We start from the raw sequence: 22,026 nt of genomic DNA on the forward strand, positions 1-22,026 counted from the left end.
CTGATAGGGTGCATGTTAGTGAACACGTGTACGCCAGACAACTCCGATCAGTACTAAACAAACCAGTTTTTGATACGTTCCACAAACCCAACTGGCTGAACATGTTTTTCAAAATTTTCAATACGTTCTGCAATTTTGCTAATGACGCTATCTTCATCTTCACCTCTGAATGGTTTACCCATAACAAGAGGAACGACTTCATCGACATGCGACACTGGCCAAATATGAAACTCTCCATTCTTAATACTTTCGACTACAGATTTATGAAGAGCCAAATGTTTCAAATTACTTTGAGGAAGGATCACTCCTTGCTCGCCTGTAAATCCTTGGTGTTGGCAAACATGGTAGAAGCCTTCAATTTTTTCATTTAAACCACCAACAGCTTGCACTCGGCCAAATTGATCTACGGCTCCAGTAACGGCAATTTGCTGATTAATAGGGTATTCAGAAAGCGCACTAACTAATGAGCATAGTTCAGCTAGCGATGCACTGTCACCATCAACTTCACAATACGACTGCTCAAATACTACAGATGCTGAATAAGGAAGAGGGACGTCTAAGTCGAGTTCGCTGCTAACAAAAGCTTGCATAATCATCATACCTTTTGCGTGCAAGTTTCCGCCTAGTTCAACCTTACGCTCTACGTCAGCGATGTCACCATCACCAAAGTGAATAACACAGGAAATACGTGCAGGCTCACCATAAGACACCGGGTGGCCGGCTATATCTACAACGGTTAATCCATTGACTTGACCAACTTGTTCGCCCTGAGTCTCAATAAACACTTGTCCATCGAGGATATCGTCTAAAGCTCTTTCTGGTAGGTAAGATTCTCTGTAGTGACGTGCATCTATCGCTTTTTCTATGTGAATAGCTTCAATTACATCACCATTCGCTTCTATTGCAGCTTCTTCCAAGAGAGCTCTATGCCACATAACGCAAAGAGGAGCATAGTGTTGATCTTCGGTATATCTAGCGCCGGCTGTCATTAAGCTTACAAGTGCTTCAATGTTTAGCTGAGGAAGTGCGTAGTAATCGCATAGCCATTTAACAAATGATAAATATTGGGTTATCGAATCTGAATCAATCTTTACATCTAGTTCTAGTTCACTGTAAATACACAGACCAGAGTGGATATCTGCATCTAGAAAATCAACATCACCAAGTTGACTTCTATCACCAACAACGATGAGTTTGACATCATATTGGCTGTACTGCGTTTCTTCGATGATAGATTTTGGATCACAGTTAAATGGAGCAACGGGTGTACCAAGAATGGCCGATTTCAAAGTAGGCCAGTGACGTGGATTGGCTAAAAGTAAGTTAGCGGAAACGATAAGATAGCCACCATCAGCTTGAGATATCAGGCCCTTAGATTTAGAGACAATATGACCATTTTTAGCTTTTACTTGTCCTAAAATTGCTTCCATATCAAGCGATTCAGTTGAAATAACTGGCTTGCCTTCAACCATGCTTTCTAATTTTTCTTTTAACAAAGAGCGATATATTGAGTTGTCAGGGGCATTAACAATCAAGAAACGGCTAAATCCTCTAATGTTTAGAAATCTGTCGATTGCTTTTGTTAACCTAGATTGAGTATCGATTAGCGAGATCGGCTGTAGGTTAGGGTACTGTTCGAGTTGAATTTGAAATTCATCGTACTGGGGAGTTGCAAGGCGCCAAATATCTTGAGTCATTGAATTACTGAATTGATTGTTAAGAGACAACGAATTATATAGAAAAACCACTAGTTCGAATAGCACACTTGATGAATGATCTTCCTCTAGTTTTTATCAGGATTAATTTGAACATAAAATCGGGTTGGGTTACGCTGTCACCCTGATTTTTAATGGATTGCCTCAAATGAAATATCAACAGCTTGAAAACCTAGAATGTGGTTGGAAATGGCAGTATTTGATTAAGAAGTGGAAAGATGGTGAATCAATTACTTGCCATCTCGATCGCAGTGAAGCGGATGCTGCCATACAGAAATTGAAATCGATTGAACATGAACCTACGTTGGTTCTGGAATGGATTGAAAAGAATATGGCTCCAGAGCTTGATAATAAGTTGAAGCAAGCGATTCGAGCAAAACGTAAGCGCCATTTTAACGCAGAGCAAATCCATACACGTAAAAAGTCGATTGATCTTGATTACCAAGTCTGGGAAAAACTTTCCACCAGAGCTAATGAATTGGGATGTACGTTGTCAGACGCAATTGAATATCTGCTTAGTGAAGCTTCTCGAAGCGAAAAAGCCAGTAAAGCGGTATCAAACTTAAAAGAAGATTTGAGTAAGTTGCTATCTAATTAGGAGTTAACTCATGCTGTACGTAATTTTAATCGCTGCTTTAATCATTTTCTGGCTTGTAGCTGTTGATAGGCCTGTACTTAAAGTCACTTTTAAAGATGGTACTTTAAGTAAAGTAAAAGGTCATTTTCCTCCAACTTTTAAACATAACGTCACTGAGATTGCGGAAGTAACTCCATTCAGTGGTGAAATGAAGGTATATCAACAACGTACAGGCATGAAATTAGTATTTACAGAGCAAGTTCCTAAAAAAGTTCAACAGCGAATTCGCAACGTTTTTCCGCATCAGGGATTTAAGAGTTCTGGTGATAAAACCAAGAAGAGTCATTAAGTAAATGATTAAAAATCAAATCGATAAGGCGATAACACAGCACATTATCTCAATAATATCCAAGTGCGCATTATATGTATTATGTTAAATACAATCTTGTAGGTTCGAATAAAACACCTGTATTGCACGGATAACTGCTCTATTCCTTGTGCGTTTTAACATAATTGGTATTTACCATAAAATACCTAATAACTACATTTATCATCTGTGATTAAAAATGTAGTTATTAGGCTGTAAACCTTTCTATAACTGATGAGATTTCATTGATACGCATCGGTTTAAGCATAAAGTCATTCATTCCGGCTTTTAGGCATTCGTCTTTATCGTCATCCATTGTGTGTGCTGTTAGTGCAATGATCGGGACACTAAGACTCTTAGCGCGAATTTGTTTGGTTGCTTCAATTCCATCCATCACTGGCATTGAAATATCCATAAAGATTAAATCGAATTGTTCGTCGTTTTTGATGAGCTCTACTGCTTGTTTGCCGTTATCTGCTAATGTCACGTTGTAACCTAGGCGGCTCAGCATCAATTGTATTACTATCTGATTGGTTTTCGTGTCTTCAACTACCAGAATGTTATAAGCCTTCTCTTGGTTCTTCTTAATTGCTGCGTTGGTTATTGTGCCCTTGGATACATCCATGCAACTATCTTTGAGAGGAATCGTTATTTCAAAGCAACTTCCTTTGTGTAATGTGCTGCTAACTGAAATTGTGCCTTTCATCAGTTCTACAAGATGTTTAGTTATGGTTAACCCCAGTCCTGTACCGCCATAATTTCGAGTATGCGAGCTATCCGCTTGTATAAATGGTGAGAACAGTTGTTCAACTCTTTCGCTTTCTATTCCTATGCCCGTGTCGTTAACCTGAATATTCAATTTTCCGTCGAGGTCATAAAGTGACACTGTGACCATACCTTTTTCGGTGAATTTAACGGCGTTCCCAACAACATTAAACAGTATTTGAGTTAAACGAACAGGATCGACTAGATACTCAGTTGTAGGGCAAAGTTTTACATCAACGCAAAATGCTATGCCTTTATCTTCTGCGAGCTGCCGGTGGTACTCTAGAGCATGATTTAGTTTATGGTATAGATTTACTTTGTGACACTGTAGCTTAAAGTGCCCTGATTCAATCCGACTTAGATCCAGAACATCGTTGATTATCACAAGAAGTAGTTCCGCCGAATGCTCCATTTGTTCCAACAGATCCAGTTGATGAATGTTAGATGTATCTCTTAAAACATCAATTAAACCTAACACAGCATTCAATGGTGTCCTTAACTCATGACTCATCATGGCTAGGAATTGAGATTTAGATTTGTTCGCCTGCTCTGCTAGTTGCTGTGCCACAACCAGTTCTTTGGTTTTTATATCAACAAGTCTTTGTAACTCTTCTTTGTATTCAATATCGCTGATTGCTCTTTCTAGAAGCGGCCTAAATCGAAGTAGAGTTGTCTTCATATCTAGACTGAATTGGCCTTTTTTCTTCCCGAGCAGTAACAACACTGAATCTGATGTTTGAGTTCTAATCCCGGTGATCAAGGCTGATTCAATCTGATTTTTGAGGAAGCTATTGAGATATTTAAACTCATCAAGCTTGATGGGTTCAAAAAGTATGATGGATTCGCCATCAAGTACGCGCTGAAATTTGGTTCCGTTTAACCAGTTCTTTCCTGTGAACGCAATATTGGACGTAAGAAATGTGGAGTAGCTTGTGCTGTCCTTCCCTTTAGATATTACGATGAAGTCATTGAACTTAATGTATCGACTAAGCACCTTCTTTAATTCGTCGAAGATTTGATATTTGTTGTCTGCTCGGCTAAGTGCAGACAAAGCCGCTAGGATGACTTGGTTTTCTTCGGTTATTAGGCGTTCCCGCTCTCTGCTACGTTCTAACTCAAGCAACGTTTCGTTGAAATGTTCAATATATTGCTGCTTCATAGATAGTGCTCTGACTCGTAAAAGATTGCAGATGAAATCATTAAATTGCCGTGGGCATTTTCTCCGCCGACAAGTTTCCCTTGTTCACCAAAGGTGAAAGGACAGATGAAAGGACAACCATTCATTTGAGAGATGATTTTTTCATATACTTCTCTCATTTGTTTCCCTAGATGCAGCATAGAACCAGCGCAAAAAATGATGATGCCACCAACCATCTCTGTTTCATTGTAGTTCTTTATATTGGCATCTTTTACAAATCTTGATGCTCTTTCTATTAGATGTGCTTTTGAGCCAGTCATTAAGGTTATGGTCTCTCCTACTTTGCTTTCGGAAAACATTTCTAAAGCATCTTCGTCAGTAATACGAATTGGATGTGACAATTTAAAATATGGTTGATTGTCTATATGACCAACGACATTTCCGATAGGAAATTCAGAGATATAATCAAATAAGTATTCGTCTAGAATCGATAATCCAGACCACTCACTCAACCATTGTTGATAGACCTGTTTAGCTGGCATTTTATCGATAGCATAAATGTAACGTCCACAGGCATTAGTCACTCTACCTGAGTACTCTGTAGGCGAATATCCAACACTCAAACTTGTGGCAACAGGTATGGAAAGAAAACCGACAAGAATAGTCAAAGCTTCAGATGAATCATTATGTTCATTGGACACTGACCAGTTTCCGACGATATTATTGTCGGCAGCGGTTCCACCTATAATTGGTACCTGAGTTCCGAACTGTGCGTCAATCGCTTCTATAATTCGTTCTTCGTTACCTGGAGTTGAATGGAGGACGATAAAGTCTGGAACTTCACCGACTCTGTTTGCTTTTAAAAGAGCTTCATTGACGGCTGAACCAACTATTTCGTCGTACTGAATACAATCTTTAAGGCTGACATAAGCTGTACCGTAGGCGCTGCTCTTTGAATCATCGTAAATTGCCATAACACCAATAACGGTCCCACTGTGTATCCCCTTGTCTGTCATTAAACCATTACAGGAAGAGCAACCGATAATCGGAATATCTGGAAAGTAACAAGAAAAAAAGCTGGAAAGGTTTTGGTTACTATAGGTTTCGGTGTAGTAACAAACTATTGCACTGATACCGATCAGATTGATGGAAGACCGGATCTCTTTGATGGCGTCATTAGCATCTGGATTATTTGAAATAGCTGTTTTAAGTCGCATTTACGAGTTACTTATGTATACAGTCCGAATTAATTTATACCCCATAATAATTTAGATATGTATGGCGCTCTCCTCTCTATGTCACATAAGTCTTATAAATTGAACGATGTAAACTAGTTTTCAACCTCAATTTTTACTGAGTTATTAATAATAAAATAATCAACTGTATTAACTTTGTTACTTTTAGGCAAAAGCGCAACAACTTGAGCGTTTCTTGTCACCTCTCCTTCGTAAGTAATTTTCCAATCTTGGGGAATTGGATAAACATTCAACAACCCTGTTTGCTTATCATTTTTTGTAACAGTTATTTTTTCATTATTTACAAATACAAAACAATTTGGCTGAGGCTTGCAAGTCACCGTGCTTACCTCTGTATATGTGATCGTTCTCCAAAAGAAAGCGATAACAAGCAAGGTTAAAGTGATGAGAATTTGAGCAAGCCTGTGTTTTGTAAGCTTTTCAGCTGCCATTAGAGTGGGTTCCTCGTGTAACAAAGTTCAAAGTTTTGAAATAAAAGGGCAAAACCTGATAAAGGGTAAGGTTACTACACTGTCATTGAATTGTTAATTGCAGTATACTTTTCCGCTTGAAAATGCCACTTTTTCGTAAAGTCAGCAATAGCTATTAACGTTTTGATAAAACTTTAATTTTGTTGTGGATTTGGGTGGCATTGCGACATTTGTCGTGTTGGAAGAAAAGTGTAGTTAATTAGACATTGGAAGCATGCAAAATGAGCCAAGAAAAGCAGCTTGAACAAAACTATAACTATACAGTCGTTCGTCAATTTACCTTAGTGACTATTCTCTGGGGTATTGTCGGAATGGGTGTAGGTGTTTTGATTGCCGCTCAATTAGTTTGGCCACAGCTAAACTTTGATACGCCGTGGCTGACGTATAGTCGTCTCCGTCCGTTGCATACTAATGCGGTGATATTCGCGTTTGGTACAAGTGCCCTGTTCGCAACCTCTTATTATGTTGTACAGCGTACCTGTCAGACTCGTCTATTTGGTGGGCCGCTTGTTGCATTTACCTTTTGGGGATGGCAAGCAATCATTTTATCCGCAGCAATTTCTCTACCATTAGGTTTTACCTCTGGTAAAGAATATGCTGAGTTAGAATGGCCTATCGATATTGCTATCGCAGTAGTATGGGTTTCTTACGCAGTGGTGTTCTTTGGAACACTTGTGAAACGTAAAACGTCTCATATATATGTAGCAAACTGGTTCTTTGGGGCCTTCATTATTACTGTTGCTGTTCTGCATATTGTAAACAGCATGGCAATCCCAGTATCAATGACTAAGTCATATTCGATTTATTCAGGTGCTGTCGATGCTATGGTTCAATGGTGGTATGGTCACAACGCGGTAGGTTTCCTACTAACAGCTGGTTTCCTAGGTATGATGTACTACTTCGTACCTAAGCAAGCAGAACGTCCAGTTTACTCTTACCGTTTATCGATTGTTCACTTCTGGGCATTGATTTCACTTTATATCTGGGCAGGTCCGCACCACTTACACTACACCGCTCTTCCTGACTGGACTCAGTCTTTGGGCATGGTGATGTCTTTGGTTCTATTCGCTCCTTCTTGGGGTGGTATGATCAACGGTATCATGACGTTGTCTGGTGCATGGCATAAGCTACGTTACGACCCTATCCTACGTTTCCTAATCGTATCTCTGTCTTTCTACGGTATGTCTACCTTTGAAGGCCCAATGATGTCGATTAAGACAGTAAACGCACTTTCTCATTACACTGACTGGACGATTGGTCACGTTCACTCTGGTGCATTGGGTTGGGTTGCAATGGTATCGATTGGTTCTGTATATCACTTGATTCCTCGCCTGTTTAACCAAGAACGTATGTATTCAGTTAGCTTGATTAATGCTCACTTCTGGTTAGCAACAATCGGTACTGTACTGTACATCGTGGCGATGTGGATTTCGGGTGTTATGCAAGGTTTGATGTGGCGTGCAGTTAACTCTGACGGTACGTTAACTTACAGCTTTGTAGAGTCTGTACAGGCTTCGTACCCATTCTATACCGTACGTTTCATCGGTGGTTTTATTTTCTTATCTGGTATGTTCCTAATGGCGTACAACACATATAAGACGATTTCAGCTCCGAATCACAGCCTAAAAGCTATCCAACAACCAGCGTAAGGAGATTTAAAGAATGAGTTCAGATTCTAATAATCGCCATGGCATTATCGAACGTAACGTCGGTTTGTTGGCAATTATGATTGTATTCGCCATCAGTTGGGGGGCTTTAGTTGAAATCACACCGTTGATTTTCCAAAAGCAAACTACTGAGCCAGTAGAAAACCTGAAACCATACACTGCATTGCAGATGGAAGGTCGTGACATTTACATCCGTGAAGGCTGTAACGTGTGTCATAGCCAAATGGTTCGTCCTTTCCGTTCTGAAACCGAACGTTATGGGCACTACTCTGTAGCAGGTGAAAGTGTATGGGAACATCCATTCTTATGGGGTTCTAAGCGTACTGGTCCTGACCTTGCTCGTGTTGGTGGTCGTTATTCTGATGAATGGCATCGTGTTCACTTGCTAAACCCTCGTGAACTAGTTCCAGAATCGAATATGCCAGCTTTCCCTTGGTTAGCTGAAAACGTACTTGATGGGAAAAATACTCAGAAGAAACTTGAGGTTTTCCGCAATCAGTTCGGCGTACCATATACGGATGAACAAATAGCGAATGCGGCGAAAGATGTTGAAGGAAAAACAGAGATGGATGCCATCATTGCTTACCTTCAGTCTATTGGTCACGCAATGAAATAAACAGAGGTAATTATGGATATCGGTACTATTCACAGTATTTGGACCATAACGTTGTTTGTCTGCTTCATCGGTGTTGTTTGGTGGGCGTTTGGCAAAAAGCGTAAAGCGCGTTTTGACGAAGCCGCAAACTTGATCTTTGCAGACGAGCAAAAAGAAACACCCTCTAATAAGAACAAGGAGTGACTGAGTAATGACGACATTTTGGAGTCTTTGGATCATCGTAATTACGGTTGGTACCCTACTTGGATGCGCAATTCTTCTCGTTTGGTGTCTTAAAGACAAAATGGGTGTTGAAGAAGGCGCTGACATGGGCCACGAGTACGATGGTATTCGCGAGATAAATAACCCGCTGCCTAAGTGGTGGACCTATCTATTTGTTAGTACGTTCATCTTTGCTGCTGTCTATTTAACGCTTTACCCAGGTTTGGGGAATTTTAAAGGTGTTTTAGGCTGGCAAAGTTCAGACCAAAAAGTACGTACATTGGAAGAATCAAAAGCTTCTATTGCTAATGCTCAAGAAACGAAAACTCTTGTTCAATACGCGAAGGAACTTGATGATGCTGATGCGTACTTCGGTGAAGCTTTCAAGCGTTTAGCGTACAAAGATGGTGGTTCGGAACTGCGTCCTGTTCCTGAAATTGCAGCAGATTCTGATGCATTGAAAGTTGGACAACGTTTGTTCCTACAAAACTGTTCTCAGTGTCACGGCTCTGATGCTCGTGGTCAGAAAGGTTTCCCTAACCTAACTGATAACGCGTGGCTTTATGGTGGTGAACCTGATGCAATCGTGACAACGATTCGTCATGGTCGTATCGGTCAGATGCCAGCATGGAAAGATGCATTGGGTGAGCAAGGTGTAGCTGAAGTAGTGAGTTATGCACTTAGCCTAAGTGGTCGTTCTGTAAATGCTCGTGAAGCTGAAGCAGGTAAAGCGCGCTTTGTAGTTTGTGCAGCTTGTCACGGTACAGATGGTAAAGGTAACCCTGCTGTTGGTGCGCCTGACCTGACTGACCAAGATTGGTTGTTCGGCGATTCACGTGCTGCGGTAACTGAAACAGTGATGTACGGCCGTTCAGGTGTAATGCCTGCATGGATTGACATTCTAGGTGAAGACAAGGTGCAGCTCGTTTCTGCTTATGTCTGGAGCCTAAGCAATTCAGATAAATAGTAAAAATCTAATAACAGCCCCTTTCCTAGGGGCTGCTTTTTTCTTAAATTTAAGCCTTCTAAGTTTAATCCCTTCTTTTTTGTTGTAGAGAACTTTTTTATGGTAAAGCCTTGGTATAAACAATTTTGGCCGTGGTTCCTGATTATCCTTCCACTTACTGTTGTTGTATGGACAATCGTTACGGTTATCGTGTTTTCGAATAACTCAGTTTCATTGGTTACTGAGGATTACTATAAAAAAGGAAAAGGTATTAATGTAGATTTATCTAAGATACACATAGCTAAAGATCTTGGTCTTAATGCTGCTGTTAGCTCTCAAGGCAATGAAATCATTATCCAGTTTAATAAAGGAAAACTGGATCACTATCCAGCTATTCAGGCGATGTTTGCTCACAGAACCCTTGCCGATAGAGACTTCTCACAGCTGATTACTGCTGATGCAAAAGGCAATTACAAAATTACTCGCGATGATGAGATGCAAGGCCCTTGGTTTATCGAGTTAACGCCACACAATGGTGAATGGCTGGTTCAAGGCCGAGTTACATTCCCTTCTGCTTCACCGACTCAACTGATGAACTAGTGATATGAGCAAAGCGTGTTACCACTGCGGTGAAGATGTACCAGAGAACACCGATTTCAAAGTCACCATTCTCAATGAAGAACGCGACATGTGCTGCCCCGGTTGTAAAACCGTGGCAGAAACCATTGTTGATAATGGACTCGTATCCTATTACCAGTTTCGAACAACAACTGCGGATAAAGTTGAGTTGGTTCCGGAACAGCTAAAAGCATTGATCCATTACGATAACTCTGACGTTCAGGCTGAATTCGTCAGAAATGTGGATTCACACTCGGAAGTGACATTGTCACTTGAGGGGGTATCCTGTGCAGCGTGTGCCTGGTTGATAGAAAAGCAGCTGGTTAAAGAACCTGGCGTAATAGGAATTCGTGTCAATACCACAACAAATAGAGCTCTGCTCAGTTGGGATAAGTCTTCTGCAAAACTCAGTGATATACTTTCTCGCATTCATAACCTAGGTTACAAAGCTGCGCCTTTTGAAGCTGATAAGCACGAAGCTCAATATCACCAATCAATGAAGCAATATCTATATCGTCTGGGTATTGCTGGTCTAGCAACAATGCAAGTTATGATGCTTGCGGTTGCTTTGTACTTGGAAGCGTTTGCTGATCTAGATAGTGAATTTAAAAACTACTTCCGCTGGGTGAGCTTGTTGTTTGCTACTCCTGTGCTCCTATATTCCGCATTTCCCTTCTATGTCAACGCATGGCGAAGTATTAAAGGTCGCACTTTGGGAATGGATGTTCCCGTGTCTATCGCCCTGATCTTTGCTTATGTCGCAAGCTTGTTTGCAACTGTTACTCAAAAAGGCGAAGTCTTCTTTGAGTCTATTTCCATGTTCACCTTCTTCCTACTGGTGGGACGTTTTCTGGAAATGCGAGCAAGACGAAAAGCGGCTGCGGCCAGTGGAAACCTACTGAAGCTAATTCCAGCGATTGCCACTCGTATTGACGGCTCTCAAACGCCAGTTAAGACTCTGCAAATTGGAGAGAAAATTCGTGTATTACCCGGAGAGCATGTTCCCGCTGACGGCGCGGTTATTTCAAGCCGTATTCATGTTGATGAATCCATGTTAACTGGCGAATCGCTACCTGTTGTTAAAAATATTGGCGACGCTGTATACGCAGGGACACTAAACGGCGATGAATCATTTGACCTTGAAGTAACGGCAACAAAAGCAGATTCGGTAATTTCAAACATTGTTCGCCTTCAAGACGACGCTCAATCATCGAAGCCGAAAATTGCTGAGATTGCAGATGTTGTGGCGAGATACTTTGTTGCCATCATTTTGGTCATTGCTTTGGGAACATGGTTGTTCTGGCATAGCTCACGCCCAGACGATGCCTTCTGGATTATGTTATCTGTGCTCGTTGCTACCTGCCCTTGTGCTCTTTCATTAGCAACACCAACGGCGATAACCTGTGCAACCTCTCGCCTTGGTAGCTATGGCATTTTGCTTCGTAAAAACCATGTATTTGAAACACTGTGTAATGTTAATCATCTCGTTTTGGATAAAACGGGCACACTCACTCATGGCAACATCGAAATCAGTGAGGTAAAAGTACATTCACAAGAGTGGACCAAAGAACAATGTTTAGCGATTGCTGCAGGGCTTGAACAATACGCCAATCACCCTATTGCACGAGCATTTAAACCTTACCTAAACGCTGACTTTGTTTCGTTAGACGTTAAAAACATTATTGGTTCGGGAATAGAAGGTTCGTTTGAGGGATACAGAGTTTGCATCGGTAATGCGGATTATGTTCTGGAAAGTAAAGACATAATTAACGAGCGAAACGCCGTGTATATGTCTATTGATACTAAACTCGTTGCGACTTTCTTTTATCAAGACCCTATTCGTTCCGAAGCAAAAAGCTTCATTGAAAAGTTTCACCAAGCTGGTATTCGAATCACGCTATTGACGGGCGATTCTCAAGTTAATGCTGAAACTGTTGCGAGTGAACTCGGTGTGGATAATGTAATCGCACAAGCCAAACCTGAAGATAAACTCAATTACTTACGCTCGCTGGATCCGCAAGACATTACATTAATGGTTGGTGATGGTATCAACGATGCCCCAACGCTTGCGGGGGCTCATCTATCTGTTGCCATGGGCGGTGGCACTGATGTTGCCAAAGCTTCTGCTGATATGGTGTTACTCGGAGACAAGTTAGATCGCCTTCTGGACGCTCGAGAACTTGCTCTAAAAACTCGTAGCATTATCAGACAGAATCTTGCTTGGGCTTTGGGGTATAACTTGGTGATTTTGCCCTTGGCTGTCGCAGGGTTTGTTGCCCCTTATGTCGCGGTTGTAGGTATGTCTGCGAGCTCGATTATAGTAGTATCTAATTCTCTTCGATTACTGAAGGAACAGAACAACTAAATGGAAAGCTTGTATATTTTAATTCCCATCGCGATCGTCATTGTAGCCGTAGCAGTTGCCATATTTTTGTGGGCGGTAAAAAGTGATCAGTTCGAAGATCTAGAGCGCCAAGGTCATAACATCTTGTTTGACGAGGATGAGCATTTAACGCCAAAGAATCATTCTGATAACGAAAAAAAGATGAACGCTGATTTCGTTGGAGCCTTTGTTGTCGGTTTATTAGGTACAGGACATTGTGTCGGAATGTGCGGTGGTTTAGGTACCCTGCTAAGCATTGGCCAAGGCACCAATAAATCGACTCTTCCAATCGTATTTTATAATGTTGGTCGTATATTAAGTTACTGTGTTTTTGGCGCACTGATCGGTGGGTTAGCCACAACATTAACTCAAATATCGACTCTCAATCATTCGCTAATCTGGCTAAGAATTTTGTCCGCGATGATGATGATAATTCTCGGTTTGTATGTCGGTCGTTGGTGGTTTGGTTTACTCAAGCTAGAAAAGCTGGGCACGGGCATATGGAAATACATTTCTCCTCTCGGGCGAAAACTGCTTCCACTAAAAAAAGCTGGCATGCTCTCCCTTTTGGAATTATCTGGGGGTGGCTACCTTGCGGTTTAGTCTACTCTGCGCTAACGTGGGCGGCTGTTTCCGGTAGTACTATTGAGGGCGCCTTGATTATGGGTGCATTCGGCCTTGGAACATTGCCTTCTATGTTGCTCGTTGGATTTGGAGCAACACAAATTAAGCAGTTACAGCAGTCGCCTATTTTTAGGACAATTGCTGCAATTTCAATTATTTGTTACGGCATATATACCGGTTACAACGCAATAAACATGCTAGTTAATCTTAGCTAGATGATTGATTAGCAAAATGATTTTTTTAACTATCCTTTAGTGTGAAGGGATGCTAAAATATTGATGTAAATCAATTAGTGAAAGGTCGTTATGATTTCGGAAAAGCCTGCTGCGAAGCGAATTCAATCTGGTGGATGTGCTATTCACTGCCAAGACTGTAGTATTAGCCAACTATGTATTCCATTCACTCTTAACGAGTCTGAACTGGATCAACTTGACCAAATTATTGAGCGTAAAAAGCCAATTCAAAAAGGTCAGGAATTGTTCAAAGCTGGTGACGAACTGAAGTCTTTGTATGCAATCCGTTCAGGAACAATCAAGAGCTACACCATTACAGAACAAGGTGACGAACAGATTACTGCTTTCCATCTTGCAGGTGATTTAGTTGGCTTTGATGCGATTACGGGCGATGCACACCCTAGTTTTGCGCAAGCACTTGAGACCTCTATGGTTTGTGAAATTCCTTATGAGATCCTAGATGACCTTTCAGGCAAAATGCCTAAGCTTCGCCAACAAATTATGCGCTTAATGAGTAACGAAATTAAGGGCGACCAAGAGATGATTCTTCTGCTATCTAAGAAAAATGCTGAAGAGCGTCTAGCTGCATTCTTGTTTAACCTTTCTACTCGTTTTTCTCAACGTGGTTTTAGCCCGAGAGAGTTCCGTTTAACCATGACTCGTGGTGACATCGGTAACTACTTAGGTCTAACAGTTGAAACCATTAGTCGCCTACTTGGCCGTTTCCAAAAATCAGAAATCCTGAGTGTAAAAGGCAAATACATCACAATTATCGATCATGATGCTTTGATGGAATTGGCTGGCGTCTCCAAAGAAAGTAAATAAACATCAATGACGTAGCTCAACAATGAGCTGCGTCATACTTCTTCTATAATCCCTCTTTTTTTGCTAAACCTCTCGCAACTTCTAAGCTACTCTTAAGTAAGAAATCTCCGAAACGATAAAGGAGTTTATTATGAGTATTTACAACAAGATCTTGGTTGTAGCTGATATAAATCATGATGAACAACCCGCTTTAGCCCGAGCTATTCAGTTAGCTAAGAAAAGTCGCTCAACAAGTCATATTACGTTCTTCTTATCTATCTATGACTTCTCCTATGACATGACATCCATGTTATCCGGAGAAGAACGTGATGCTATGAGGCGTGGTGTCATTCATCAACGCGAACAGTGGATGAAGAAAGTTGCAGAACCTTACATCAAAGAATCCATTGTTTTTGATGTTAAAGTCGTTTGGCATAATCGTCCTTATGAAGCCATCATCGGTGAGGTATTTGCTGGTGAACACGATATTTTAATCAAAAGCACTCGTAAGCATGACGTGTTGGAATCAGTGATCTTCACTCCTACTGATTGGCATTTGCTTCGTAAGTGCCCTATTCCAGTCTTGTTGGTCAAGAATTCAGATTGGCCTGAAAATGCGAATATTATCGCCTCTGTCCATGTAGGTTCTGAAGTAGAAACTCACTTAGATCTTAATGACAGAATGGTCGAACAGCTTTTAAATCTTTCTGAACGTTTAGGCACAAACTCATATTTGGTTAACGCTTATCCGGTCACACCAGCAAATATCACAATCGAATTGCCTGAGTTTGACCCGACAACCTATACCGATGCGGTACGCGGGCATCATTTAACAGCCATGAAAGCGTTACGTCAGAAACATGGTATCGATGAAGAACATACGCTCGTGCAACAAGGTTTGCCTGAAGATGTCATCCCTCAAGCAGCTGAGAAGCTCAATGCCGCGATGGTTATCTTAGGCACTACTGGTCGAACAGGTCTGTCTGCGGTGTTTATTGGTAATACGGCTGAGCAAGTGATTGATAAAATTAACTGTGATGTAATGGCACTAAAACCTAAAGGCTATGTTAGCCCTCTTGACCCGACCGTTGCTTCTTAACTATCAGTAACATCTCATAAGTCCCTAAACGAAAGTCTAGGGACTTTTTTTATGCTTGAACGCTTAACTCTGGCATATCGTTCATTTATCCGTATCATACGCACTTCATTTTGTTTCTAAGATTAAAGACTGCAACCTGATGACTGAGCAAACTCAAGAGCTAACCAAAGCTCAACAATACAATTTCAACAAATTGCAAAAGCGTATTCGTCGTAATACAGGCCAAGCAATCGCTGATTTCAACATGATTGAAGATGGCGACCGTATCATGGTCTGTCTATCTGGCGGCAAAGATAGCTTTACTATGCTTGAAATCTTAATGAGCTTACAAAAGAGCGCACCTGTCTCTTTTGAGTTGGTAGCAGTAAACCTTGATCAGAAGCAGCCGGGATTCCCAGAGCACATTCTGCCAGCGTATTTAGAGCAGCTTGGCGTTAAGTATAAAATTGTAGAAGAAGATACCTACTCAATCGTGCAGGATAAGATCCCTGAAGGTAAAACAACCTGTTCGCTTTGCTCTCGTTTACGCCGTGGTATTTTGTACCGTACGGCTAAAGAGTTGGGTGCGACTAAAATTGCACTTGGACACCATAGAGACGACATTCTTGAGACTTTGTTCCTCAACATGTTCTATGGCGGAAAAATGAAAGGTATGCCACCTAAGCTTGTTTCTGACAACGGTGAACATGTGGTAATTCGTCCTCTGGCTTATTGCCGAGAGAAAGACATCATTAAGTACGCAAGCATGCATGACTACCCTATTATTCCGTGCAACCTGTGTGGCTCACAGCCAAACCTACAGCGCCAGAATATTAAGCAGATGCTGAATACTTGGGATAAGCAATTCCCAGGTCGAATCGAGTCTATGTTCCGCGCTATGCAAAATGTAGTACCTAGTCACTTGGCCGACTTCGAACTGTTTGATTTTAAATCTATTAACAGTGAGTCAGGTGTAATTAATGGTGGCGATATTGGTTTTGATAAGGAAGATATTCCGGCAATGCCAATGCAAGACGAAGATAGCGTAATGGAATTTGATCCAAGCTTGAAATTGGACGTGACTAACGTTTGATTCCCGACAGATGAATCCTTAAGAGAAAGGCTGCATTAATTGCAGCCTTTTTTATGTCATTTTTTCGCAGTGGGTAAATATGGAAGAACTCGGGTGGTTTCTTCGGGGAGTTTCATCCAACCATCTTTTCCAATTTGCTCTAAAGAAACCTGAGCTTTACCATTCACTATTTCAACATCTGATCCATTACTTAACTGGATAAAGCCATTCAAGTTGTTGGCAAACTCCAATGTCACACCAGATACTTCAGGTGTAAACCAACTAGAGAACATGCCGCCTAACGATTCAAGAATTTCTTGCATCTGCGGAAGCAATTTCTCGATGTCACCATACGGAACTTGTCCTGATAAAGCGGCTTTTGTCATCACGACAAGTGAAAAGTCGCAACGCGTATCCTGTGGAGTATCAACAAATACTAGTGGATTTGCTTGTTTAAGATTTCCATCAACAGGAAGCAAAAGCTCATGGATTTCGCTGCTCGGAACCAGTTCGTAGTGTTTTTCCTTTTCCATCCAAGCTTTTTCAATAGTACACAGCTTTTTTGTATCGGCATTGACGAAAAACACACCGACCTTCACATCTGGATATTCAGGTTTGTCGTTGTTTTTAAGAGACGAATACAGTTTGTTGTAGGTGAACATGTATTCTTGAGCCGCAGCATTGATAGAAAAGCCCGCACAAATTAGCCCTAGGGCTAACGCTGTAATTCCTTTCATTAATTTGTCCAAAATTGTTCGTTATGACGCATCATGGCCTGTAGATCCTGAATGTAGTCTTCACCTCGTTCAGAATATTTCAATAAGCCATTACTCATTTCCATTGCACTGTTCATACTCAGTAGATCTGCGCCGTCTTCTCTAAGTTGAAAACGGATTTCGCGCAAATCAAAGTAAGCTTGGTTTCTATTTACATTCATAAAGTAACGGTGGATAGATTCTTGAACAGACTTAAATTTTGCCACTTCATGAGTCATACCTTCGCTACGTTGTAACGGAACTACTCCGCAACCTTTGCTATAACACCATTGGCCAAAATAGTTTTTTGCCGTGCGAGCAAATCGCGATGTACCCCAAGCAGACTCATTTGCGGCTTGCGTTAATACCAAAGCTTCTGGAATCACATCGACACGATGCAGCATGTTGTCTATCCAATCAGATGTTACAACATCTCCCTGCATTTCAACTTGATACAGATGAGAGAGCCGTTTCGCATCGTCGATGTCGGAGTCAGACATTAAGCCTGATTCAAGATTTTCTTTGAGACGAACCAGCCTTTCTCTTTCTTTTTCAATTCGTAGGTTTTCTAAAGCAATTCCCGGTTTTAAATATGAGAAGAACGCATGTTTCTTCTCATTCACATCGGTATAAGCAGTGAAATCTGGTGCCTTTGATACAGCTTTACCTTTGCTAACAACAGATTCAGTTGCGCTCTTTTGGCTTTCAAAATTGTAATAGCCATAGCCAGCAACTGCGATGATTCCGCCCAAAGCGGCAACTTGAAAAAACTTATGCATTAAATACCTGAGAGTTATTATCCTGATTGTCATCATTATCTTTATTGGTAGTGATGATCTTTAAACGCACCCCAAACATGTTGCGGTAGACAATTCCTTTTAAATGGAAGAAAAACGGAACAACAAAAATCAAACCTATTCCGTACATAAGAGCCGCTGTAACAAACATAATCATCACGATTAAGTAAAGCGACGCTAGAGGCAAAAGCTTCTTGTTTGCTGCACGCAGTGACAGAAACAGCGATTGCATTGGTGGCACTCTCTTCTCGCAAATGAGTAAGATAGAGTTGCTAAATGCGATGGAAAGATACATAGACAGTAAAGGAAAAATCATTCCTGCAATGCCTTGCAGTACCAAACCCACGAGTGTTGCTAGGATGACTGGGATAGTAAACTGCAAACCTTTACTGATGTGTCGTGTTTTCGTTTTCAGGCCAGCGGCATGGCTCATTGCCATAAGGCTTACACCAGCGAAAATTGGCGCACTGACAACTTCGTAACTAAAATTGGCGATGAAAATGGCCTCAATCATCCCCTCTGGAAAATCAGAACCTTGCTCTATCGCGGTAATAATCGCAGAAGGATCACCAAGTTGAAGCTTTAGTGCAATGAAAAATATTGCAATTTGTATGGCAACCATTACTACGATTGCCGGGGAAAAAGAGACAAAATGCTTTAGTGTTGTATCCCAAGACTCCTTCAGAACCTCACCAACTTTCAGTTGGTATTGACCTGATAGCGCTTGCTCTACAGTACCACCTACGTTGAAATCTCTCTCTATATCCTTGCTCATAAAATGCCCTAGGTTGGCGAGTCATATTTGGGTTTGGAATATGACAACATAAAATTTTGATTCATTATACTGAAATGCACCCGAGTCTAAAATCGAAACTCGAATCGCATCTTGCTTTCTTATTAATATGGTTGATAATTAACCAATTGAAAGCATTGGTAGTTATCGCACTGTGGATGTTAATGAAAGTTTGCTTTTAACTACAAAACTTTTTGTGTTTCAAGATGAGAAAACGCTTTGAGATCGCCTTTTTCGTGATTATCATGCGCCACTAATTTGTATTTATTTAACAGGTCCAACAAGTAGATAGTTTACAACTTCTAGTTAACTTATCTGCGGATCAGGGTGGAGAAAGACAGACGTTGAACAAACCAAATTCAGTAGGAAAACCAGTTGTAAAACTATCTGGTATCAGTAAAAGTTTTGATGGTAAACAGATCATCGGAAACTTGCAGCTAGATGTTAATCATGGTGAATTCCTAACCATTCTTGGCCCGTCAGGGTGTGGTAAAACTACCGTTTTAAGAATGATAGCAGGTTTTGAATCTGCTGATAGCGGTCAGATTCTACTGGATAGTCAAGACGTTACTCAAGTTCCTGCTGAACAGCGACACGTCAATACCGTATTCCAAAGTTACGCTCTATTCCCTCATATGACGGTGTTTGAAAACGTCGCATTTGGTCTGCGTATGCAAAAAGTGCCGGCGAATGACATCGAACCGCGAGTAATGGAAGCATTGCGTATGGTTCGTCTGGATCAAATGGCGCAACGCAAGCCGCACCAACTTTCAGGTGGTCAACAACAACGTATCGCTATTGCACGTGCTGTTGTTAATAAACCTAAAGTACTTCTGTTAGATGAATCTCTTTCAGCTCTTGATTACAAGTTGCGTAAACAGATGCAAAGCGAACTTAAGCATCTACAGCGTCAACTTGGCATCACCTTTATCTTCGTTACTCACGACCAAGAAGAAGCCTTGTCGATGTCTGACCGCATTATCGTTATGCGCGACGGCAATATTGAACAAGATGGCTCACCACGTGAAATTTACGAAGATCCTAAGAATCTATTTGTTGCTCGTTTCATTGGCGAAATCAACGTGTTTGCGGCTGAAACCATTAAGCGTCTTGATGAGAAACGTATTCTTGTTGATATCGAAGGCGTTGAATCTGTGGTTTATTACGACAAACCGGTGAATGCTGGCGATAAACTTCAAGTTCTTCTTCGCCCAGAAGATTTACGCATTGAAGAGATCAAAGAGTCAGAGACCAAAGGTATCGTTGGTCACGTGACAGATCGCACCTACAAAGGCATGACTTTAGAATCCGTAGTTCAATTGGATTCAGGCATGAGTGTTATGGTTAGTGAATTCTTTAACGAAGATGATCCTGACGTTGACCACTCAATTGGCCAAAAAGTTACTATCACTTGGGTAGAAAGCTGGGAGGTAGTCCTCAATGATGAGCAAGAAGCTTAATCTTCAGACTTCAATCATCAGTTTAATTGTTGGCTGGTTAGTTCTGTTTGTTCTAATCCCTAACCTGATGATTATCATTACGAGTTTTCTGACTCGTGACGAAGCGAATCTGATTGAGTTGACGTTTACCTTTGATAACTACTTAAGATTGCTCGACCCGCTGTACGCGAAAGTAATGCTTCATTCTTTCTATATGGCGATAGTAGCAACCATTTTGTGTTTGATTATCGGTTACCCGTTCGCTTACATCGTTGCGAAGATGCCTGAAAAATGGCGTCCGATTATGCTGTTTCTGGTGATTGTTCCATTTTGGACTAACTCGTTAATTCGTACATACGGATTGAAGATTGTTCTTGGTACCCAAGGGATTTTGAACAAAGCATTGTTAGACATTGGCCTTATTGATGCTCCGTTACGTATTATGTATACAGAAACTGCAGTGATGATTGGTTTGGTGTACATCTTATTGCCGTTTATGATTCTTCCGCTTTATTCAGCGATTGAAAAACTGGATGACACTTATATCGAAGCGGCTCGTGACCTTGGTGCAAATAAATTCCAAACGTTAACCAAAGTTATTTTGCCTCTGACTATGCCTGGCATTATTGGTGGTTGTTTGCTTGTTCTTCTTCCTGCTCTTGGAATGTTCTACATTTCAGATTTACTTGGTGGTGCGAAAAACTTGCTGATTGGTAACGTAATTAAGAGCCAAGTGTTGAATGCTCGTGACTGGCCGTTTGGTGCCGCTACAAGTATTGCATTGACCATCGCGATGGCATTCATGCTTTATGCATACTACCGTGCTGGTAAATTGTTGAATAAGAAAGTGGAGCTAGACTAATGGGAAGAGTTGTTAGATTTAGCTTTATGAGCGTGGTGTACCTATTTTTGTACCTACCAATCATTGTGTTAATTGCAAACTCATTCAATGCGAACAAATTCGGCATTAAATGGGGTGGTTTCACCACCAAGTGGTACCACGCATTAATGAATAATGACAGCTTAATGCAAGCGGCATGGCACTCTATTAGCGTGGCTGTTTTTTCAGCGACGGCAGCCACTATCATTGGTAGTTTGACGGCTGTAGCCCTATTCCGTTACCAGTTCCGTGGTAAAAACATGGTTAACGGTATGCTGTTTGTTGTAATGATGTCTCCTGACATCGTTATGGCAATTTCACTTCTTGCACTATTCTTAGTGTTAGGTGCGAAGCTAGGCTTTATGACGCTACTGATTGCTCATATTACATTCTGTCTGCCATTTGTTGTTGTGACTGTATTCAGTCGTCTAAATGGCTTCGATGTAAAAATGCTAGAAGCAGCAAAAGATTTGGGTGCGAGCGAATGGGTAATTTTGAAGAAAATCATTTTACCTCTTGCTAAACCTGCTGTTGCAGCCGGTTGGCTATTAAGCTTTACCTTGTCTCTTGATGACGTAATTATCAGTTCGTTCGTAACAGGCCCGACTTACGAAATTCTGCCATTGAAGATCTACTCTATGGTGAAAGTTGGTATCTCGCCTGAAGTGAATGCACTTGCGACCGTTATGTTGGTCGTGTCGCTGGTACTGGTCGTTACTTCACAGTTACTGGCAAAAGAGAAAGTGAAATAATTTTCAGTTAATTGACTAACTGAAATTCGAAACGGAATAGCAGATGTTATTCCGTTGTCCTTTAAAATGCCCTTGGGGCA

At 41.1% G+C, this 22,026-nt stretch carries 21 protein-coding genes and 2 pseudogenes; 16 read left to right on the top strand and 7 right to left on the bottom strand.

Going from position 1 to position 22,026, the window contains the following annotated elements; genetic code table 11:
• Positions 1–53 precede the first annotated feature (53 nt).
• Positions 54–1,697 (bottom strand): Lon protease family protein, encoded by a 1,644-nt coding sequence (locus P4S58_RS06905; RefSeq protein ID WP_337163339.1) that lies wholly within the window; start codon positions 1,695–1,697, stop codon positions 54–56.
• Positions 1,698–1,863: 166 nt separating this feature from the next.
• Between P4S58_RS06905 and matP the strand changes: the two genes are divergently transcribed.
• Positions 1,864–2,313, top strand: coding sequence for a macrodomain Ter protein MatP (gene matP / locus P4S58_RS06910; RefSeq protein ID WP_042482429.1), 450 nt, complete (start codon positions 1,864–1,866; stop codon positions 2,311–2,313).
• A gap of 10 nt (positions 2,314–2,323) precedes the next feature.
• Positions 2,324–2,641 carry a DUF3634 family protein gene (locus P4S58_RS06915; protein ID WP_042482425.1) on the top strand — a complete coding sequence of 106 codons (318 nt, stop codon included), beginning with the start codon at positions 2,324–2,326 and terminating at the stop codon, positions 2,639–2,641.
• Positions 2,642–2,867: 226 nt separating this feature from the next.
• On the opposite strand, the gene P4S58_RS06920 is transcribed toward P4S58_RS06915, so the two are convergent.
• The 3 genes from P4S58_RS06920 to P4S58_RS06930 all read right to left on the bottom strand — a co-directional run bounded on the left by P4S58_RS06920 (position 2,868) and on the right by P4S58_RS06930 (position 6,249).
• Positions 2,868–4,583, bottom strand: a complete 1,716-nt coding sequence (locus tag P4S58_RS06920) for a response regulator (RefSeq protein WP_337163340.1) — start codon at positions 4,581–4,583, stop codon at positions 2,868–2,870.
• Positions 4,580–5,779 carry an FIST signal transduction protein gene (locus P4S58_RS06925; RefSeq protein WP_337163342.1) on the bottom strand — a complete coding sequence of 400 codons (1,200 nt, stop codon included), beginning with the start codon at positions 5,777–5,779 and terminating at the stop codon, positions 4,580–4,582. The genes P4S58_RS06920 and P4S58_RS06925 overlap by 4 nt, the downstream gene beginning before the upstream one ends.
• 113 nt (positions 5,780–5,892) lie before the next feature.
• Positions 5,893–6,249, bottom strand: coding sequence for a hypothetical protein (locus P4S58_RS06930; protein WP_102966571.1), 357 nt, complete (start codon positions 6,247–6,249; stop codon positions 5,893–5,895).
• A gap of 260 nt (positions 6,250–6,509) precedes the next feature.
• On the opposite strand from P4S58_RS06930, the gene ccoN reads away from it, so the two are divergent.
• The 11 genes and pseudogenes from ccoN (at position 6,510) to ttcA (ending at position 16,551) form a co-directional block, all read left to right on the top strand.
• Positions 6,510–7,937 (top strand): cytochrome-c oxidase, cbb3-type subunit I, encoded by a 1,428-nt coding sequence (gene ccoN, locus P4S58_RS06935; protein WP_042482416.1) that lies wholly within the window; start codon positions 6,510–6,512, stop codon positions 7,935–7,937.
• Between the two features lie 13 nt (positions 7,938–7,950).
• Entirely contained in the window at positions 7,951–8,571 is a 621-nt protein-coding gene (ccoO, locus tag P4S58_RS06940; RefSeq protein ID WP_042482413.1) for a cytochrome-c oxidase, cbb3-type subunit II, read from the top strand.
• Positions 8,572–8,583: 12 nt separating this feature from the next.
• Entirely contained in the window at positions 8,584–8,754 is a 171-nt protein-coding gene (locus P4S58_RS06945) for a CcoQ/FixQ family Cbb3-type cytochrome c oxidase assembly chaperone (protein ID WP_042482410.1), read from the top strand.
• Between the two features lie 7 nt (positions 8,755–8,761).
• Entirely contained in the window at positions 8,762–9,739 is a 978-nt protein-coding gene (ccoP, locus tag P4S58_RS06950; protein WP_042482406.1) for a cytochrome-c oxidase, cbb3-type subunit III, read from the top strand.
• Between the two features lie 99 nt (positions 9,740–9,838).
• Positions 9,839–10,318, top strand: a complete 480-nt coding sequence (locus P4S58_RS06955; RefSeq protein ID WP_337163346.1) for a FixH family protein — start codon at positions 9,839–9,841, stop codon at positions 10,316–10,318.
• Positions 10,319–10,322: 4 nt separating this feature from the next.
• Complete coding sequence (locus tag P4S58_RS06960; RefSeq protein ID WP_337163348.1) at positions 10,323–12,701, top strand: heavy metal translocating P-type ATPase; 2,379 nt, start codon at positions 10,323–10,325, stop codon at positions 12,699–12,701.
• Positions 12,702–12,836 (top strand): annotated as a pseudogene (gene ccoS / locus P4S58_RS06965) (cbb3-type cytochrome oxidase assembly protein CcoS); the annotation flags it as partial.
• Between the two features lie 45 nt (positions 12,837–12,881).
• Positions 12,882–13,558: pseudogene (locus tag P4S58_RS06970) on the top strand (sulfite exporter TauE/SafE family protein).
• A 90-nt stretch (positions 13,559–13,648) separates the two neighbouring features.
• Positions 13,649–14,401: an FNR family transcription factor gene (locus P4S58_RS06975; RefSeq protein WP_042482392.1), complete on the top strand. Its 753-nt coding sequence runs from the start codon at positions 13,649–13,651 to the stop codon at positions 14,399–14,401.
• A 130-nt stretch (positions 14,402–14,531) separates the two neighbouring features.
• A complete protein-coding gene (uspE, locus tag P4S58_RS06980) occupies positions 14,532–15,479 on the top strand; it encodes a universal stress protein UspE (protein ID WP_042482385.1) in 948 nt (315 codons plus the stop codon).
• Positions 15,480–15,618: 139 nt separating this feature from the next.
• Positions 15,619–16,551 carry a tRNA 2-thiocytidine(32) synthetase TtcA gene (ttcA, locus tag P4S58_RS06985; RefSeq protein ID WP_337163350.1) on the top strand — a complete coding sequence of 311 codons (933 nt, stop codon included), beginning with the start codon at positions 15,619–15,621 and terminating at the stop codon, positions 16,549–16,551.
• 56 nt (positions 16,552–16,607) lie between these two features.
• On the opposite strand, the gene P4S58_RS06990 is transcribed toward ttcA, so the two are convergent.
• Genes P4S58_RS06990 through P4S58_RS07000 form a run of 3 tightly spaced genes read right to left on the bottom strand, consistent with a single transcriptional unit; the run spans position 16,608 to position 18,857 of the window.
• Positions 16,608–17,267: a DUF2987 domain-containing protein gene (locus tag P4S58_RS06990; RefSeq protein WP_337163351.1), complete on the bottom strand. Its 660-nt coding sequence runs from the start codon at positions 17,265–17,267 to the stop codon at positions 16,608–16,610.
• Entirely contained in the window at positions 17,267–18,064 is a 798-nt protein-coding gene (locus P4S58_RS06995) for a glucosaminidase domain-containing protein (RefSeq protein ID WP_102966568.1), read from the bottom strand. The genes P4S58_RS06990 and P4S58_RS06995 overlap by 1 nt, the downstream gene beginning before the upstream one ends.
• Positions 18,057–18,857, bottom strand: a complete 801-nt coding sequence (locus P4S58_RS07000; protein ID WP_042482374.1) for a hypothetical protein — start codon at positions 18,855–18,857, stop codon at positions 18,057–18,059. Before P4S58_RS07000 ends, P4S58_RS06995 begins: the two co-directional genes overlap by 8 nt.
• A gap of 362 nt (positions 18,858–19,219) precedes the next feature.
• Here P4S58_RS07000 and potA point away from each other — a divergent pair, with 362 nt between their 5' ends.
• Genes potA through potC form a run of 3 tightly spaced genes read left to right on the top strand, consistent with a single transcriptional unit; the run spans position 19,220 to position 21,946 of the window.
• Entirely contained in the window at positions 19,220–20,335 is a 1,116-nt protein-coding gene (gene potA / locus P4S58_RS07005) for a spermidine/putrescine ABC transporter ATP-binding protein PotA (protein ID WP_042482371.1), read from the top strand.
• A complete protein-coding gene (gene potB, locus P4S58_RS07010; RefSeq protein ID WP_174435412.1) occupies positions 20,319–21,176 on the top strand; it encodes a spermidine/putrescine ABC transporter permease PotB in 858 nt (285 codons plus the stop codon). The genes potA and potB overlap by 17 nt, the downstream gene beginning before the upstream one ends.
• On the top strand, positions 21,176–21,946 hold the full coding sequence (gene potC / locus P4S58_RS07015; protein WP_042482364.1) for a spermidine/putrescine ABC transporter permease PotC: 771 nt from the start codon (positions 21,176–21,178) through the stop codon (positions 21,944–21,946). The genes potB and potC overlap by 1 nt, the downstream gene beginning before the upstream one ends.
• Positions 21,947–22,026: the final 80 nt, after the last annotated feature.

The sequence above is a fragment of the Vibrio sp. Hal054 genome (assembly GCF_037162405.1).
Lineage (GTDB): Bacteria > Pseudomonadota > Gammaproteobacteria > Enterobacterales > Vibrionaceae > Vibrio > Vibrio diazotrophicus.